Annotated in this window: 14 protein-coding genes and 1 pseudogene; 8 read left to right on the top strand and 7 right to left on the bottom strand. The window is 62.6% G+C overall.

Annotated features, from left to right (window positions below; all coding sequences use genetic code 11):
• Positions 1-86: 86 nt before the first annotated feature.
• Both Q7T36_RS15940 and Q7T36_RS15935 read right to left on the bottom strand, forming a co-directional pair.
• Positions 87-665 carry a TMEM175 family protein gene (locus Q7T36_RS15940; protein WP_304850919.1) on the bottom strand — a complete coding sequence of 193 codons (579 nt, stop codon included), beginning with the start codon at positions 663-665 and terminating at the stop codon, positions 87-89.
• Positions 666-802: 137 nt separating this feature from the next.
• Positions 803-1,918: a metallophosphoesterase gene (locus Q7T36_RS15935; protein ID WP_304850916.1), complete on the bottom strand. Its 1,116-nt coding sequence runs from the start codon at positions 1,916-1,918 to the stop codon at positions 803-805.
• Positions 1,919-2,043: 125 nt separating this feature from the next.
• Between Q7T36_RS15935 and Q7T36_RS15930 the strand changes: the two genes are divergently transcribed.
• Positions 2,044-2,514 (top strand): GyrI-like domain-containing protein, encoded by a 471-nt coding sequence (locus Q7T36_RS15930; protein ID WP_304850913.1) that lies wholly within the window; start codon positions 2,044-2,046, stop codon positions 2,512-2,514.
• Positions 2,515-2,523: 9 nt separating this feature from the next.
• Here Q7T36_RS15930 and Q7T36_RS15925 read toward each other — a convergent pair whose 3' ends face one another.
• Positions 2,524-3,198 (bottom strand): START domain-containing protein, encoded by a 675-nt coding sequence (locus Q7T36_RS15925; protein WP_304850910.1) that lies wholly within the window; start codon positions 3,196-3,198, stop codon positions 2,524-2,526.
• Positions 3,199-3,215: 17 nt separating this feature from the next.
• On the bottom strand, positions 3,216-4,124 hold the full coding sequence (locus Q7T36_RS15920; protein WP_304850907.1) for a fatty acid desaturase: 909 nt from the start codon (positions 4,122-4,124) through the stop codon (positions 3,216-3,218).
• Between the two features lie 279 nt (positions 4,125-4,403).
• Here Q7T36_RS15920 and Q7T36_RS15915 point away from each other — a divergent pair.
• Positions 4,404-5,445, top strand: a pseudogene (locus Q7T36_RS15915) (PilT/PilU family type 4a pilus ATPase); the annotation flags it as partial.
• A gap of 161 nt (positions 5,446-5,606) precedes the next feature.
• On the opposite strand, the gene Q7T36_RS15910 reads toward Q7T36_RS15915, so the two are convergent.
• On the bottom strand, positions 5,607-6,626 hold the full coding sequence (locus Q7T36_RS15910; protein WP_304850904.1) for an AraC family transcriptional regulator: 1,020 nt from the start codon (positions 6,624-6,626) through the stop codon (positions 5,607-5,609).
• Between the two features lie 262 nt (positions 6,627-6,888).
• Here Q7T36_RS15910 and Q7T36_RS15905 point away from each other — a divergent pair, with 262 nt between their 5' ends.
• Complete coding sequence (locus Q7T36_RS15905; RefSeq protein ID WP_304850902.1) at positions 6,889-7,671, top strand: SDR family NAD(P)-dependent oxidoreductase; 783 nt, start codon at positions 6,889-6,891, stop codon at positions 7,669-7,671.
• A 150-nt stretch (positions 7,672-7,821) separates the two neighbouring features.
• On the opposite strand, the gene Q7T36_RS15900 is transcribed toward Q7T36_RS15905, so the two are convergent.
• Positions 7,822-8,478: a TetR/AcrR family transcriptional regulator gene (locus tag Q7T36_RS15900; protein WP_304850899.1), complete on the bottom strand. Its 657-nt coding sequence runs from the start codon at positions 8,476-8,478 to the stop codon at positions 7,822-7,824.
• Between the two features lie 104 nt (positions 8,479-8,582).
• On the opposite strand from Q7T36_RS15900, the gene Q7T36_RS15895 reads away from it, so the two are divergent.
• From Q7T36_RS15895 to Q7T36_RS15875, 5 genes are all read left to right on the top strand, one after another.
• Positions 8,583-9,404: an SDR family oxidoreductase gene (locus Q7T36_RS15895; RefSeq protein ID WP_304850896.1), complete on the top strand. Its 822-nt coding sequence runs from the start codon at positions 8,583-8,585 to the stop codon at positions 9,402-9,404.
• Between the two features lie 32 nt (positions 9,405-9,436).
• Complete coding sequence (locus Q7T36_RS15890; protein ID WP_304850893.1) at positions 9,437-10,363, top strand: ferritin-like domain-containing protein; 927 nt, start codon at positions 9,437-9,439, stop codon at positions 10,361-10,363.
• A gap of 11 nt (positions 10,364-10,374) precedes the next feature.
• Complete coding sequence (locus Q7T36_RS15885) at positions 10,375-11,889, top strand: NAD(P)/FAD-dependent oxidoreductase (RefSeq protein ID WP_304850890.1); 1,515 nt, start codon at positions 10,375-10,377, stop codon at positions 11,887-11,889.
• A 101-nt stretch (positions 11,890-11,990) separates the two neighbouring features.
• Complete coding sequence (locus Q7T36_RS15880; protein ID WP_304850887.1) at positions 11,991-12,215, top strand: ATP-binding protein; 225 nt, start codon at positions 11,991-11,993, stop codon at positions 12,213-12,215.
• A gap of 157 nt (positions 12,216-12,372) precedes the next feature.
• Positions 12,373-12,774 (top strand): hypothetical protein, encoded by a 402-nt coding sequence (locus tag Q7T36_RS15875; RefSeq protein ID WP_304850884.1) that lies wholly within the window; start codon positions 12,373-12,375, stop codon positions 12,772-12,774.
• A gap of 273 nt (positions 12,775-13,047) precedes the next feature.
• Here Q7T36_RS15875 and Q7T36_RS15870 read toward each other — a convergent pair whose 3' ends face one another.
• Complete coding sequence (locus tag Q7T36_RS15870) at positions 13,048-13,830, bottom strand: SDR family oxidoreductase (protein WP_304850881.1); 783 nt, start codon at positions 13,828-13,830, stop codon at positions 13,048-13,050.
• Positions 13,831-13,866 lie beyond the last annotated feature (36 nt).

Here is a 13,866-nt window from a genome sequence, read left to right as displayed (position 1 = left end):
TGTCGTCAATATCTTGAAATGGCTCTCTGAGCGGAGGGTGTTGTCGGGCTTAAGCCCGACCTACAGGAACCGAGCCATGCGGGCATTCACCCCTGCGCCAGCGCCTTATGCATCCGCCGGTCCGGCACCAGCCACATCAGCGCCACCCCCGTAAACACCGCAAACCCGGCGCTGCTGTTCCACAGGCTCAGCCCGATGCCCAGCGCATACAGCCCCAGCGACATTTTACCCTTCAGGTCGCGGCCAAAGGCTTCCGCCAGCGCTGAGTCCGGGCCGTGATGCCAGACCAGGCTGCGCGTCCACAGGTAATAGGCCAACGCACAAAGCAGCAGGTTCACCCCGTACAGCACCGTCGGCATCGTCGCGAAATGGTTCTCGCCCATCCAGCCGGTGGAGAAGGGCAGCAAGGACAGCCAGAACAACAGGTGCAGGTTGCTCCACAGGATGCCGCCGTTCACCGACTTCACCGCCTGCATGGTGTGGTGATGGTTGTTCCAGTAGATGCCCACGTAGAGGAAGCTCAGCGCATAGCTGATGAACTTCGGCCATAACGGCAACAGAACATCCAGCGTCTCGCCGTGCGGCACCTTGATTTCCAGCACCATGATGGTGATGACGATGGCCAGCACGCCGTCGGTGAAGGCTTCCAGGCGGTTCTTGTGCATGAGGGGTCTCCTTGTCGGGGGAATTACCGGATCAGTGCGCCCGCTTCAGCAGGCCGAAGGCGAAGTCGCGGCCGCGCCCCGGCATCATCGCCGCAGACCGGCATGCAGGGCAAGCCGCTTTCCCATGGAACCGGCCATTAGGCCCGCCGCAACCTCACCCGCGTAATCTCCGACGGCGCGCCAAACCGCATTGGCGGCCCCCAATAGCCGGTGCCCCGACTGGTGTAGACCCACAAGCCGCCCAACTGCTTCAACCCCGCCACAAACGGCTGCTGCAACGGCACAAACAAATTCCACGGCCAGAACTGCCCGCCATGGGTATGCCCCGACAACTGCACGTCAAAGCCAGCCGCTTCTGCTGCATGCGCCGAGCGCGGCTGGTGCGCCAGCAACAGCTTCGGGCCTTTTTCCGGCGCACCCGCCATGGCCCCGTGCGGATCACTGCGGTGCGATTCGTGGAACAGGTGCGCAGAATAGTCCGTCACCCCGGCCACTGTGACAGGATGCCCGTCGTGGTCCAGCGCCACATGTTCGTTGATCAGCACCGTCACCCCCAGCCGCCGCAGTTCCACCACCCAGGCATGCGCGCCCGAGTAATACTCGTGGTTGCCGGTAACGAAGAAGGTGCCGTGCCGTGCGTTGATATCCGCCAGCGAGGCCGTGTGCGCCGACAGGTCCTCGACGCTGCCGTCCACCAGGTCGCCGGTTATGGCCACCATGTCCGCCTCCAGGCTGTTCACCCGCGCCACAATGGCTTCCAGGTAGTTGCCCTTGATGGTCGGCCCCACATGAATGTCGCTGATCTGGACAATGGTGAAGCCGTCCAGTTCCGGCGGCAGGTCCGCCACCGGGATGTCCACGTCCACCACCTTCGCCGTGCGCCGGGCAAACACCAGCCCCATCAAGGTGATCACCACCGACAGCCCCGCCACGGCGATGGCGCTGTCGCGCACCACGGCTTCCGGAATCGCCGTGAACAGCCCGGACAGGCCCAGCGCCGCATCCCGCAACACGGTCAGCACCAGCACCCATGAAAAGAAGCCCATCGACAACGTCGACAGCCAGATCAGCAACGGGTGGTCGGTGCGCCAGAAACGCGGCACCATCGGCATCAGCAGGCAGGAGGTGGCCAGCATCAGCCCGCCCAGCAGTTGGGCGGGGAAGGGCAGCCACGGCAGCAGGCGCAGGCCGATGTAGCTGTGCAGCAGCACCAGCAACGACAAAAACAGGATCAGGACGGGACGGATTTTCATGGGGCAGGGCGGCCTGCGGTCGGCAGGCTCTTCCTCGGCGGGAATGGCTGTGGTATTGAAAAGGGTAATGAGGCTGCATGGGTGGCGTTGCAAGGGTGACGCCCGCCGTTCGTCGGGAGAATTTGATGATTGTCGAAGTATTGGAGCGCGCGTCGGTCACCATTGCCTGCCTGCGCTACACCGGACCCTATGGCGCAGGCATTGAGCCCTTCTGGCGCAACACGGTTTATGCCTGGCTGCGCGAGGAAGGCATGCTGGGCCGGGCGCGTTACGGCGTCAGCCTGGACAATCCGGGGGTAATGCCGCCGGATCAATGCCGTTATGACGCCGGGGTGGAAGCGCCGCTGGGCTACACCCCGACCGGCGATGCGCACCTGACCGTGCTGCCGGGCGGCCTGTACGCCGTCACCCGTTTTCAGGGTCATCCATCACAGATCGGTGCAGTGTGGCATCAACTGCTGGAGGTATGGTTGCCGGCCAGCGGCTTCCGCCATGCCGGATCACCGCCGTATGAGTATGTGCCGGAAGACTCCCTGTTCAATCCGCAAACCGGCGAAATGAGCTGCGAGATCTGCGTGCCGGTGGAGCCGGGCTGAGGCCGGACGTTACCGTTCCAGCTGGCGGATCAAGCCCAGCATGGTGGCATAGGGCGCCCGGCGCTGCACAAAATTGGCTGCCCACAGCGGCACCTGTCCGCCGGGGTCCACCCGCAGTTCACTGCTGAAGCGGCTCTTGCGGTCACCCGCCTCCTCAATGCGGATCGTCAGCTTCATGTCCGGAATGCGCACCACCCCTTTCACCGGGGCCAGGAACTCCGGGGAATTCACGCCCTGGATGACCGTCTGGTGTTTGTCAGCCGTGGTCTGGATGTCGACATTCAGCACCACATCACGGTCCGGAAAGCCGCCCGGTGTCTGGAAGGTGCAATGGATGAAGAACTCGTTGGCGGAAACCTGCCGCAGCACGCGGATATCCTTCAGGTTCCACAGCCACTCGGTATAGCCGGGAAAATCCATCAGCGTCCGGAGGATTTTTTCGGGGGAAACGTTGAGTTCCGCATCCGCTTTCATGGAGCGGATGCGGCTGTTTTCTTCCAGCTTGCTGAAGATGCGGATGTTGCGCAGTTTGTCCTCGCGGATCTGCACCCAGTCATGGCTGCGTGCAGAGTCCTGCAACTCGCGCCAATCCTCGTTCCCGTCCTGAGCATGGCCGGTGATACCGAAACAGAGGGTCATCGCCAGCATGGCGGCCTGCAGCTGCCGTGTTGTTGTTCTTGTCATGATGAAGCGGTCTTTCCTTAGGCAGAATGGGGCGGGGCCGTTTCCTGTCGGCCTTGCCGCACGGGTTCCAGCGCAAAGGCCCGCACCCGCGCCGGGTTGTGTGATTCATGAAACGCCTGACGCGCTTCCCAGGCCTGTTTCATCCGGTAAAACGGCACGGTCGGGTACAGGTGATGCACCAGATGGCGGTTTTGCCCGGCCATCAGGATCGTCAGCAGCCAGTCGTTGCCTTCCCGCATCGAGGACGCGCCATAGATGTCGTCCTTCTGCAGGGTGTCGTGCGGGTGGTGCGGCAGATAGACGAAGACAAACACAATCAGCCACAGCCCCACGCGGGACGACACGAACCAGAACAGGAACAGCTTCCAGCCGCAGAACCAGAACAGCAACCCCAGCAACGCCAGGCCGAAGGGAATCTGCCAGATGACCTGCTGCACTTCACTTTTAGGGCGCTGGGCGGCGACCTTGAAATATTGCGGCAGATAGAACAGCTCGAAGAAGGGCCACAAGACCAGCGCACCGTACCAGTGGTTGGTGAGCATGCGGTCGGGGTCCTTGCCTATTTCGTTGGTGAAGCGGTGGTGCTGCATGTGGCCCCAGCGCAGCAGCTTGTGCGAGACATAAGGCAGCAGCAGGTTGATGGTCAGCATGGCAATCAGGTTGTTGACGGATTCCTTGTTCGACGCCGAGCGGTGCACCGCCTCATGGATGGGCGTAAACAGGTAGAAGCCGATCAGCGAACCGGGAATGGCGGCCAGCCAGGGATTTATCCACTCCAGCGTCACCGCCACAATCAGGAACAGCGCCAGCGGCAGGGCGACGGCCAGAATGCCCACCACCGGCCAGGAGATGGGCGGCTTGACGTGCAGTTGCTTCAGCAACTCCGGGTTATCGTTGTCGTGTTGCAGGGGGAGTTCCAGGGTCATGGCAGGCTGCTCCGGGTCAATTGAGCGTTTCATGATCACGGGGATGCTGCTTGGTCACTAGGGACATTCCTGCCAACCCCCGGGACTATGCTGCCAATCCGGCATTATTGTCACGTTGCGGACTTCGTGGGCAGAATGGCTTTCGCTTTTGGCCTATATTGTCGGATAGTCAGATCACGAAGGACCGGGCGGCAAATGCCGCCGGAAATAAGGACACCAAACATGACGCCGTTGAGCGATGACCAGGCACACGACCTGTTGATCCACCTGCTGACCCACATGAATCAGGCGGGGGGCTCGGACCTGTTCATTTCCTGCAACTCGCCGCCCAGCATGAAGGTGCATGGTGAGGTCAAAGCCATCGGCAGCCAGAAGCTGCAACCGGAAATGACCCGCCAGCTGGCCTATTCCATCATGAACGAACAGCAGCGGCTGGAGTTCGACCGGGAAATGGAGTGCAACTTTGCCATCAGCGTGCCCAATGTGTCGCGCTTCCGCATCAATGTCATGATCCAGCAGCAGACGGTGAGCATGGTCTGCCGCACCATTTCCGCCACCATTCCCACCTTCGAGCAGTTGTCGCTGCCGAAAGTGCTGAAGGACATCATCATGGCCAAGCGGGGGCTGGTGCTGGTAGTTGGCGGTACCGGCTCGGGCAAGTCCACCTCGCTGGCGGCCATGATTGATCACCGCAACAGCAACAGCGCCGGGCATATCATCACCGTGGAAGACCCGGTGGAATATGTGCACATGCCGAAGATGTCCATCATTACCCATCGCGAAGTCGGGGTGGACACCCGCAGCTGGTTCCATGCCTTGAAGAACACACTGCGCCAGGCCCCGGACGTGATCCTGATCGGCGAAATCCGCGACAAGGAAACCATGGAGCACGCCATCACCTTCGCCGAGACCGGGCACCTGTGCCTGGGCACCCTGCATGCCAACAACACCAACCAGACCTTCGACCGCATCGTCAACTTCTTCCCGGAAGAACGACGCAACCAGTTGCTGATGGACTTGTCCGCCAACCTCAACGCCATTGTGGCGCAACGGCTGGTCCGTACCCAGGACGGCCATGGCAGGCGCGGCGCTTTCGAAATCATGCTCAATACCCAGATCATTTCCGAGCATGTCTTCCACGGCCGGTTCCATGAAATCCGGCCCATCATGGAACGCTCACGCGAGCTGGGCATGCGCACCTTCGACTGGGCGCTGTTCGAGCTTTACAACGAGGAACTGATTGCCTACGAGGAAGCGCTGCGTAACGCCGATTCACCCAACGAGTTGCGGCTGAACATCAAGCTGAAAAGCGTGCGCGGCGAGCCGGACTCGGTCAAGGTCCATGACACCATCACCTATGACCACAGCACGCCCGAACAGGTCGAGGCCAAGCGCCAGGCGGAGCTGGAACAACAGCAGATTAACAAGTGGCTGCATGAAAAGCATAAAGCCGAACAGGAAAAGAACCCGTCTGAACCGCCGCTACCCGGCAGTCCCGGCCCGGGATTGTCCTGACTCCAGATATTCCCGCACCGACATGCCGAACCAGCGCTGGAAGGCGCGGCGGAAACCGGAGGGGTCGCTGTAGCCCAGCGCCAGTGCTAGTGATTCGCCGGTATGGCGTTTGTCCTGCAAATGGATGCACGCCTGACGATGCAGTTCGGCGTCATGCAGCGCCTGATACGTCTGGCCTTCTTCCTTCAGCCGCCGCATCAGCGTCCGCGCCGACAGGTTCAACGCCTCCGCCACTTCCGGCAGCGTCCACAGGCGGCCGGGATTGGCGCGCAGCAGGGTGACAATGCGGGTGCTGACCGCGCGCGGGGCCTGCTGCAAGTCCTGGAACTGCTGCTCGCACTGCTGCTCGGCCTGCAGCTTCGCCACCGGGTCGGCATGCAGCGAGGGCGTCTGCAACAGCCGGATCGGCAGCACCAGCGCTGTTTCCGCGCAATCGAAGCGCACCGGCATGTGGAAGTGTTCGTGGTAGAGCGAGGCATGTGCCGGGGCCGGGTAGCCGATGTCCAGTCGCCCCTCCCGCAGCGGCCCGCCGGTAATGAACTCGATGCCGGTCTGGGCGCTGGCGAGGAAGGCCTCGACCAGGAACAGGCCGGTGTCGTCGAAGGCGCTGCGCAGGCGCAGGCTGAAACTGAGGCATTCGCCGTCGCTGTGCAGGCCGATGTCAATGAACTGGCCGCGGATGCTGTAGAAGCGCGCAATGGTCGACAACGCCTCGCCCAGCGTGGAGCTGGTATAGGCGGCTACACCGATGGGGCCGTGGGTGGCGATGTGCAGTTGCTGGCCGACGCGCAGCGCGAAGCCGGGTTCGGGGCGCAGTTCCATGATCTTGCGCAGCAGGTCGAGGTGGCCGTCCAGCGACAGGTGGCTGTTCAGGCTGAACAGGTCGTCGGGGGCGATACCGCTGCCGGACAACAGCGCGGCCTGATCTGCCTCGTCCAGCGACAAGGTTTTCAGCAGCAGGCGCAGGTAGGCGGTGGCGACCAGCATGGCAGGTGTCCGGGATCAGGGGTGGCTGGATAATGCCACATATGCGCCTGATGTCCATTCCCTCTCCCCCTGTGGGAGAGGGCTAGGGAGAGGGGTACGGCGGTGGCCACGGAACTGCCGGTGTGTTCAGGCCGCTTTCCGCACCCCTCTCCCCGACCCTCTCCCACAGGGGGAGAGGGGGTTACACAGCAATACGAATTGAATGTGAATGTACTTTCACATTAATGTCCCTGCACCTTTCCGCCCCACCCGAGGTAACTCCATGATCATGCAACTTCCCTCCCTGCGGCTGGACGGCCAGGTGGCCTTGGTGACCGGTGCGTCCGGCGGTCTGGGCCTCTATTTCGCGCAGTTGCTGGCGCAGGCCGGGGCCGAGGTGGTGCTGGCGGCGCGTCGGCTGGAAACTTTGCAGGCTGAAGTCGCTGCTCTGCGTGCGCAGGGCCTGAAAGCGCATGCGGTGGCGATGGATGTGACGGACAAGGCGTCGGTGGTGCAGGCCTTTGCCGACGCGGAAACGGCGCTGGGCGGTCGGTCGGTGCAGTTACTGGTGAACAATGCCGGGTGGTCCGGCCGCAGTATGTTTGTGAACCTGGAAGAAGAGGAATGGGACGGGGTGGTGGACACCAGCCTGAAGGGGACGTATCTGGTGACGCGGGAGCTGGTGACACGCCTGATCGCGGCGGGGCTGCCGGGCAGCGTGGTGAATATCGCGTCCATCCTGGGCCAGCGGGTGACGGCATCGGTGTCGCCGTATTGTGCGGCGAAGGCGGGGGTGATCCACCTGACCAAGTCGCTGGCGTTGGAGCTGGCGCGGCATCAGGTCCGGGTGAATGCGCTGGCGCCGGGCTACATCGCCACCGACATGAACCGTGATTTCTGGGAGACGGAGCCGGGCAAGCAGATGCTGAAACGCATTCCGCAGCGGCGGCTGGGGCAGCCGGAGGAGTTGGCGGGGCCGTTGCTGCTGTTGTTGTCGGACGCGGGGCGGTTCATGACCGGGGCGGTGATAACGGTGGATGGGGGGCATGTTTGTAATAGCATTTAAGCGTTCTTTGCCATCCCATCGTAAGGGCGCAACGCTTGCGCCCTCTCGGACGAACACACCATATCTCCGGGCAGCAGACTTGGCGCTGCTACGGCTGCATTCATGTCAGGTAAAGCGGGTAGTGTCCGGGGGGAGCGGGCGCTTGCGCCACTACGCGTCGTTCCCTCGGCTGATATCGGCCGTTTCCACCATCTGCATCTCCCGCTCCAGATAATGCCCAATCATGTTCGCCAGCCCGTCAATCAGCTCCTCAAAGCTGATCACCGGATTGCGCTCGTTCATGTGATGGATGAAGGCATGCATGCCGCCGTGGATGAAGATGTAGATACTGATCGACGGATTGCTTTTCGTCTTCAGGTATTCCGGATGCTGCAACAGGTATTGCAGCGCCAGATCCCGTAATTCCCGTTCAATCGGCTCGCGGTCGATGGCGATATCCGAGCGCATGGCGTGCCGGGCGCAGCGCAGGTATTTGCCGTCCTCCCGCCGCAGCATGTCGCCCACCCGCATCAGCATCACCCGGATCGCCTCCCGCACCGGCAGCTTCACCATTGCCGGGGTCAGCTCGCGGATGATCTGCACCGTGTCGTCGCGCAAGCGCCGGAAAAGCTCCTCGAACACCGCCTCCTTGTTCGGAAAATACTCATAGAACGAACCGATGCCCACCCCGGCCTTGTCGGCAATGTGCTGCGCCGTGGTGTTTTGCAGGCCGCGTTCCGCCACCACGCTGAAAGCGGCTTCGACAATGGCCTCGACGGTGGCCTTGGCCCGTTCCTGGCGGGGTTGACGCGGGGGGCGCTTGTTCATGACGGCTATCCGAGTTGTATCCGAGTAAATCCTCGGATTACAGTGCGCTTATCCGGTCATCCCGTCAAGCGCCCCGGCGCACAAGCTTTCCGAGAGTGTCCACCATGACAGCCAAACACCCCTCCCGCCACAGCAGCGCCGTCGTTACCGGCGCGGGCAGCGGCATCGGCCGCGCCTTTGCGCTGGAACTCGCCGCGCGCGGCGGCCGCGTCATCTGCTCCGACATCAACCTCCATACCGCACAGGAAACCGTGCAGCTGATCCGGGCCAAGGGCGGCGAGGCGCTGGCGGTAAAAACCGATGTGGCGCAGATCGCCGAGGTGGAAAGCCTGGCCGCCGAAGCCGAAGCCTGGCTGGGCGGTCCGGTGACGCTGGTGGTGAACAACGCCGGGGTCGGCGTCGGCGGCAAGCCGGTGGGCGAGATTCCGCTGGCCGACTGGCAGTGGGCGCTGGGCATCAACCTGTGGGGCGTGGTGCACGGCTGCCATGTCTTCGCGCCGAAACTGCGGGCGCTGGGGCAGGGCGGCATCATCAATGTCTGTTCCACCGCCAGCTTCGCCGCCGCGCCGGGCATGTCGCCCTACAACGTCTCCAAGGCCGCCGCGTTGGCGCTGTCGGAAACGCTGGCGGCCGAACTGGCGGGCACCGGCGTCGCCGTCACCGCGCTGTGTCCCACCTGGGTGAAGACCAACATCGTGCAGGGCGGGCGCATTGCCGCCAACGCCTCCGGGCTGGCGGGCAAGCTGATCAACCGCGGCATGTCGCCGGAACGGGTGGTGCGTGAAGCCCTGGATGCACTCGATTGCGGCCGCCTGTATGTGATGCCGCAACTCGATGCCCGCATGATCTGGCGTTTCAAGCGGCTGATGCCGGACAGCTACCGTTTCGGCGCGGGCCTGATCGCCCGCTATGCCCTCAAGGCCTGACCCCCTTTCCACCTCGTCACCGGAGAACCGTCATGGCGACGATTGACCTGAACCAGATGCTGACCAAGATCCGCGCCACGCAATGGGCGCTGGATGAATTCGACTGGAACCGCCCCGGCGCTGAACGCATCACCGCCGAACAATGGCCGAAACTGAAAGCCTTCATGGCCGACCTGGTGTGGATTGAACACATCGGCGCGCGCGGCTTTGCGGCGCTGGCCAAGATCGCGCCCAACGACACCCTGCGCGAGATCTACACCTACTTTCATGCCGAGGAGCAGCGTCACGCCAATGCCGAAATGGCGCTGATGAAACGCTGGGGCATGCTGGACGGCGACCAGCTGCCGATGCCGAACGTCAACATCCGCCTCGCCATCGAATGGCTGGACCGCTACGCCGACGACATGCCGCTGAACGCGCTGGGCTCGGTGATCCCGATGCTGGAAGTGGCGCTGGACGGCGCACTGTGCAAGTTTCTGCTCGACACCGTTGATGACCCGCTCTGTCATGACGTCTTCGCCCGCATCAATGATGACGAGGCGCGGCATCTGGGCGTCGGATTCACCGTGCTGGAACTGCAGGGCCGCTCGCCGCTATTCAGCCAGCTGCTGCGTTTCACCGGCACCATGGTCGACCCGAGAATGCTGCTGGGCGTCCTCGCTTACTTCCCGCTGCTCAACCGCATGCGCGACAACCTGGTGAAGCTGGGGCTGCCGGAAGACAAGCTCTACGCCGCCATCAACCGCTTCGAGAAGATCGGCGGACGGACCGAAGACGGCCGCCGCAATCCTTGGTTCCACTTCATCAGCGCCCACGGCAAGGTGATGGTGAACCGCCGCAACCGCTGGTATCACGCGCCGGTCGATGCCCTGGTGGAGGCGACCAATCACATTCCCGAAACCTGGATGCCAACGGTGCCCAGCTGGGTGAAGGAACTCAATCCGAGTCCGATCGTGTGAGGAAACAGACCATGACCATCCATGAAAAAAGTCCCGACACGACCCGCCTGACGGATACCGCCGTGCATGAGGTGCTGGTGATCGGCGCCGGGTTTTCCGGGCTGGGCGTTACCCACCGCCTGCGCGAAGCGGGGGTGCGCGACATTGTCATCCTCGAACGGGCGCAGGATGTCGGCGGCACCTGGCGCGACAACCGCTATCCCGGCGCGGCCTGCGACATTCCGTCCAACCTCTATTCCTGGTCCTTCGCGCCCAATCCGGACTGGTCGCGCAGTTATCCCTCCGCGCCGGAAATCCATGACTACATCCGCCACACCGCCGAACGGCTGGACCTGCTGCGCTACGTGCGTTTCGGCCACAACGTCACCGCCGTGCATTTCCAGGACGACCACTGGCGGGTGGACACCACCGACCACGGCAGCTTCCGGGCGCGGGCGCTGGTGATGGCGTCGGGGCCGCTGGCCAATGCCAGCTATCCGGCCATTCCCGGCATCGAGACATTTGGTGGCAAGAAGATCCACAGCGCGCGCTGGGACGCGGACTACGACTTCCGGGGCAAGCGGGTGGCGGTGATCGGCACCGGGGCCAGTGCCATCCAGCTGGTGCCGGAACTGGTGAAGCAGGCGGCACAGGTCAAGGTATTCCAGCGCACCCCGGCGTGGGTGCTGCCGCGCGCCGACTTCGCCACGCCGGAGTCACACAAGCACCTGTTCCACCGGTTGCCGGTGGCGCAGCAACTGATGCGCGAGGCCTTGTTCTACGGGCATGAGGTGATGGCGACGGCGCTGATCTGGCGCTCGCCGCTGTCGTCGGTGGTGGAAAGCGTGGCGCGGGCTCACCTGCACCGGCAGGTACCGGACCGCTGGCTGCGGCGGCAGCTGACGCCGGATTACCGCATCGGCTGCAAGCGGGTGCTGATCTCCAACGACTGGTATCCCGCGCTGCAACAGCCGAACGCCAAGCTGGTGACCTGGCCGATTGTGCAGTTGCGGGAGGAGGGTATCCAGACGGCCGAGGGCGCGGTGCATGCGGTGGACTGCGTGGTGTTCGCCACCGGTTTCGAGGTGGGCAAGGCGGGTACGCCGTTCCCGGTGTACGGTGCGGGCGGGGTGGAGTTGGGCGCGCAATGGCAGCGCGGCGCGTCGGCGTACAAGAGCATTAGCGTGGCGGGCTTTCCCAACCTGTTCATGATGCCGGGGCCGAACTCGGGGCCGGGGCACAATTCCTACCTGTTCTACATGGAAGCGCAGTTTGATTACACGGTGCAGGGGGTGAAGGCGATCCTGGACGGTAATCTGGCGCAGCTGGATGTGCGGCCGGGGGTGCAGGCGGCGTTCAACCGGGATATGCAGAAGCGGCTGGCGGGGACGAACTGGAATTCGGGCTGCAAGAGTTGGTATCTGACGGAAGACGGCTTCAATGCGACGATGTTTCCGGGGTTTGCGACGCAGTATGCGAAGCAGATGCGGGGGTTCAGGGTGGGGGATTATGTGCGGGTGGGGAGGGGGGTGACGGTGGTGTCGTAAGGCGGTAAAGTGGTTCAGGAAAACCGGGGCTATCCCCGGTTTTCTCGTTTAGACTGTCCGGTATTGGTCTTTTCCGGCTTGATTCGATGTCTCTTCCGCCCATGAAGCCGCCTGCTCTGCCGGTTATCGATACTGACCGCTGTACCGGTTGCGGCCGCTGTGTTGCCGCCTGCCCGCCGCATGTGCTGTGGCTGGAGGCGGAGCGGCCAAACGGGTGGGGGAAGAAGACGGCGGTGCTGCATGATGCGGTGGGTTGTACGGGGTGTGCGAAGTGTTATGCGGTGTGTCCATTTGAGGTGATCAGTATGGTGCGGGGTGAGGGGTAATCTGACTTCCGCAGGGGTCATCCGATACAAGTTTTGCAACAAAGCCTTTGGGGCGTAGTGTTTTGAGGGCGATGGCACCGTACTCGACGACATGCCGGGGAAATACAGGCACTGAATTTGGTGTCAAATAAAGTTAGCTGTCATTGGAAGATGTGTCGTGAACGAGAGCAATATTCTGAAGAACTTTGGTGTGCCTGTGGCATATGAAGATGCGCACTTCGTAGCGTCGATTGACGAGGTTCTCATTGAGATGTATGAGCAGGCCTATGAACGAATGTGTCTTGAGGACCACGCCAAGGCAGAACGGTGCAATTCACAGTCGTTGAAATTCGCAGAGGAAATTGCGGAAAAGGCCTACAAAATTGCTTGGAACGTCACGGGGAATGAGGAGCTATGCTCACTGGTTTCAGATGACTTGCGTACTCTAGTTGCCATAGCCTCAGAAGCGGCCGAAGACCTAAATCAGTTTCAAAGGCAGCGTATCGCTTGGTATGAGCGTGGACATTTCCCTTGCGGTTACCATGGGACTTTTCCCAACGGTAAATGGGTGATCGCATGACAGCCATCGTAGGGCGCATTAAAAATGCGCCGTATTTTCTGCCGCGAAACCCGCTCATCCCAACCTCGCTACCCCATAAATCAACAACCCCAACGATCGTAAATTCGGTGGTTAATCGTGCTCTGTCCCGAATTTCTACTGCCCGAGCGGGTAAAGGTAAAGAAAAGGGGGCAGACACAGATCGTCCGGCCCCGGCTGCACCACCACCACCGTGGCGTCGCCGCCGGCACCGACCACCAGGATGGATTGGATCATGTTCGCTGCCTCAGGGAATTACTGCATGGCCAGCCGGGCGATGCCCGTCTTCAGGGATGACGGCAGGGCGCGCAACGTCGGAGCGTAGACACGGTTCAACCAGCCCGGCACCACCACGCGACTGCCCGCCGACAGGCCGCGCAGGCCCGCCTCGGCCACCTTGCGCGCGGGCATCATGCCCAGCTTCTGGATGCCCGAAACCTGCTGTCCGGTGACCGACATGAATTCCGTCCAGGTGCCGCCGGGACACAGGGTCGTCACGGTAATGCCATCAGAAGCCAGCTCGTTCGACAGCGCCTCCCCGAAGGACAGCACATAGGCTTTCCCCGCTGCATAGGTCGAGAATTCCGGGACCGGGATATAACCGCCCACCGAGGCCGTATTGAGAATCCAGCCCGAGCGACGCGCGCGCATGTCGCGGCCGAAGTGCCAGCACAATTCGGTCAGCGTCTCCATGTTCAGCCGGTTCATGTCCCGGTGCGCCTCCACCGGCTTATCCAGGAAAGGCCCTTTGATGCCGAATCCGGCGTTGTTGATGAGGATATCGACCGCGACCCCCGCGCCTTCCGTCCGGGCATGCAGGACCTCGGCCGCCCCCGGCGCACCCAGGTCCATGGCGATGACGTCGGTGCGCACGCCGTGCGCGGCCGCCAGTTCCTGCGCCAGCGCCTGCAGGCGCTCGGCGCGCCGGGCAACCAGGATCAGGTGGGTTCCGTTCGCGGCAAGAACACGCGCCATGTCCTCACCGATACCGCTGGAAGCGCCGGTGACCAGCGCGGTCTTGCCTTGCAGGTTTTTCATGATGTGCTCCGGTTGATCATCGTACAATTCGATGAG

Origin of the sequence: Fluviicoccus sp., assembly GCF_030646115.1 — a bacterium.
Lineage (GTDB): Bacteria > Pseudomonadota > Gammaproteobacteria > Pseudomonadales > Moraxellaceae > Fluviicoccus.
The sequence above is the reverse complement of the archived record's forward strand: the minus strand, read 5'-3'. Positions and strand labels throughout refer to the sequence as shown.

What these genes read in the sequence shown, in the direction of transcription:
- Q7T36_RS15940 (WP_304850919.1), bottom strand. Translation starts at nt 665, where the DNA reads ATGCACAAGAACCGCCTGGAAGCCTTCACCGACGGCGTGCTGGCCATC.
- Q7T36_RS15935 (WP_304850916.1), bottom strand. Translation starts at nt 1,918, where the DNA reads ATGAAAATCCGTCCCGTCCTGATCCTGTTTTTGTCGTTGCTGGTGCTG.
- Q7T36_RS15930 (WP_304850913.1), top strand. Translation starts at nt 2,044, where the DNA reads ATGATTGTCGAAGTATTGGAGCGCGCGTCGGTCACCATTGCCTGCCTG.
- Q7T36_RS15925 (WP_304850910.1), bottom strand. Translation starts at nt 3,198, where the DNA reads ATGACAAGAACAACAACACGGCAGCTGCAGGCCGCCATGCTGGCGATG.
- Q7T36_RS15920 (WP_304850907.1), bottom strand. Translation starts at nt 4,124, where the DNA reads ATGACCCTGGAACTCCCCCTGCAACACGACAACGATAACCCGGAGTTG.
- Q7T36_RS15910 (WP_304850904.1), bottom strand. Translation starts at nt 6,626, where the DNA reads ATGCTGGTCGCCACCGCCTACCTGCGCCTGCTGCTGAAAACCTTGTCG.
- Q7T36_RS15905 (WP_304850902.1), top strand. Translation starts at nt 6,889, where the DNA reads ATGATCATGCAACTTCCCTCCCTGCGGCTGGACGGCCAGGTGGCCTTG.
- Q7T36_RS15900 (WP_304850899.1), bottom strand. Translation starts at nt 8,478, where the DNA reads ATGAACAAGCGCCCCCCGCGTCAACCCCGCCAGGAACGGGCCAAGGCC.
- Q7T36_RS15895 (WP_304850896.1), top strand. Translation starts at nt 8,583, where the DNA reads ATGACAGCCAAACACCCCTCCCGCCACAGCAGCGCCGTCGTTACCGGC.
- Q7T36_RS15890 (WP_304850893.1), top strand. Translation starts at nt 9,437, where the DNA reads ATGGCGACGATTGACCTGAACCAGATGCTGACCAAGATCCGCGCCACG.
- Q7T36_RS15885 (WP_304850890.1), top strand. Translation starts at nt 10,375, where the DNA reads ATGACCATCCATGAAAAAAGTCCCGACACGACCCGCCTGACGGATACC.
- Q7T36_RS15880 (WP_304850887.1), top strand. Translation starts at nt 11,991, where the DNA reads ATGAAGCCGCCTGCTCTGCCGGTTATCGATACTGACCGCTGTACCGGT.
- Q7T36_RS15870 (WP_304850881.1), bottom strand. Translation starts at nt 13,830, where the DNA reads ATGAAAAACCTGCAAGGCAAGACCGCGCTGGTCACCGGCGCTTCCAGC.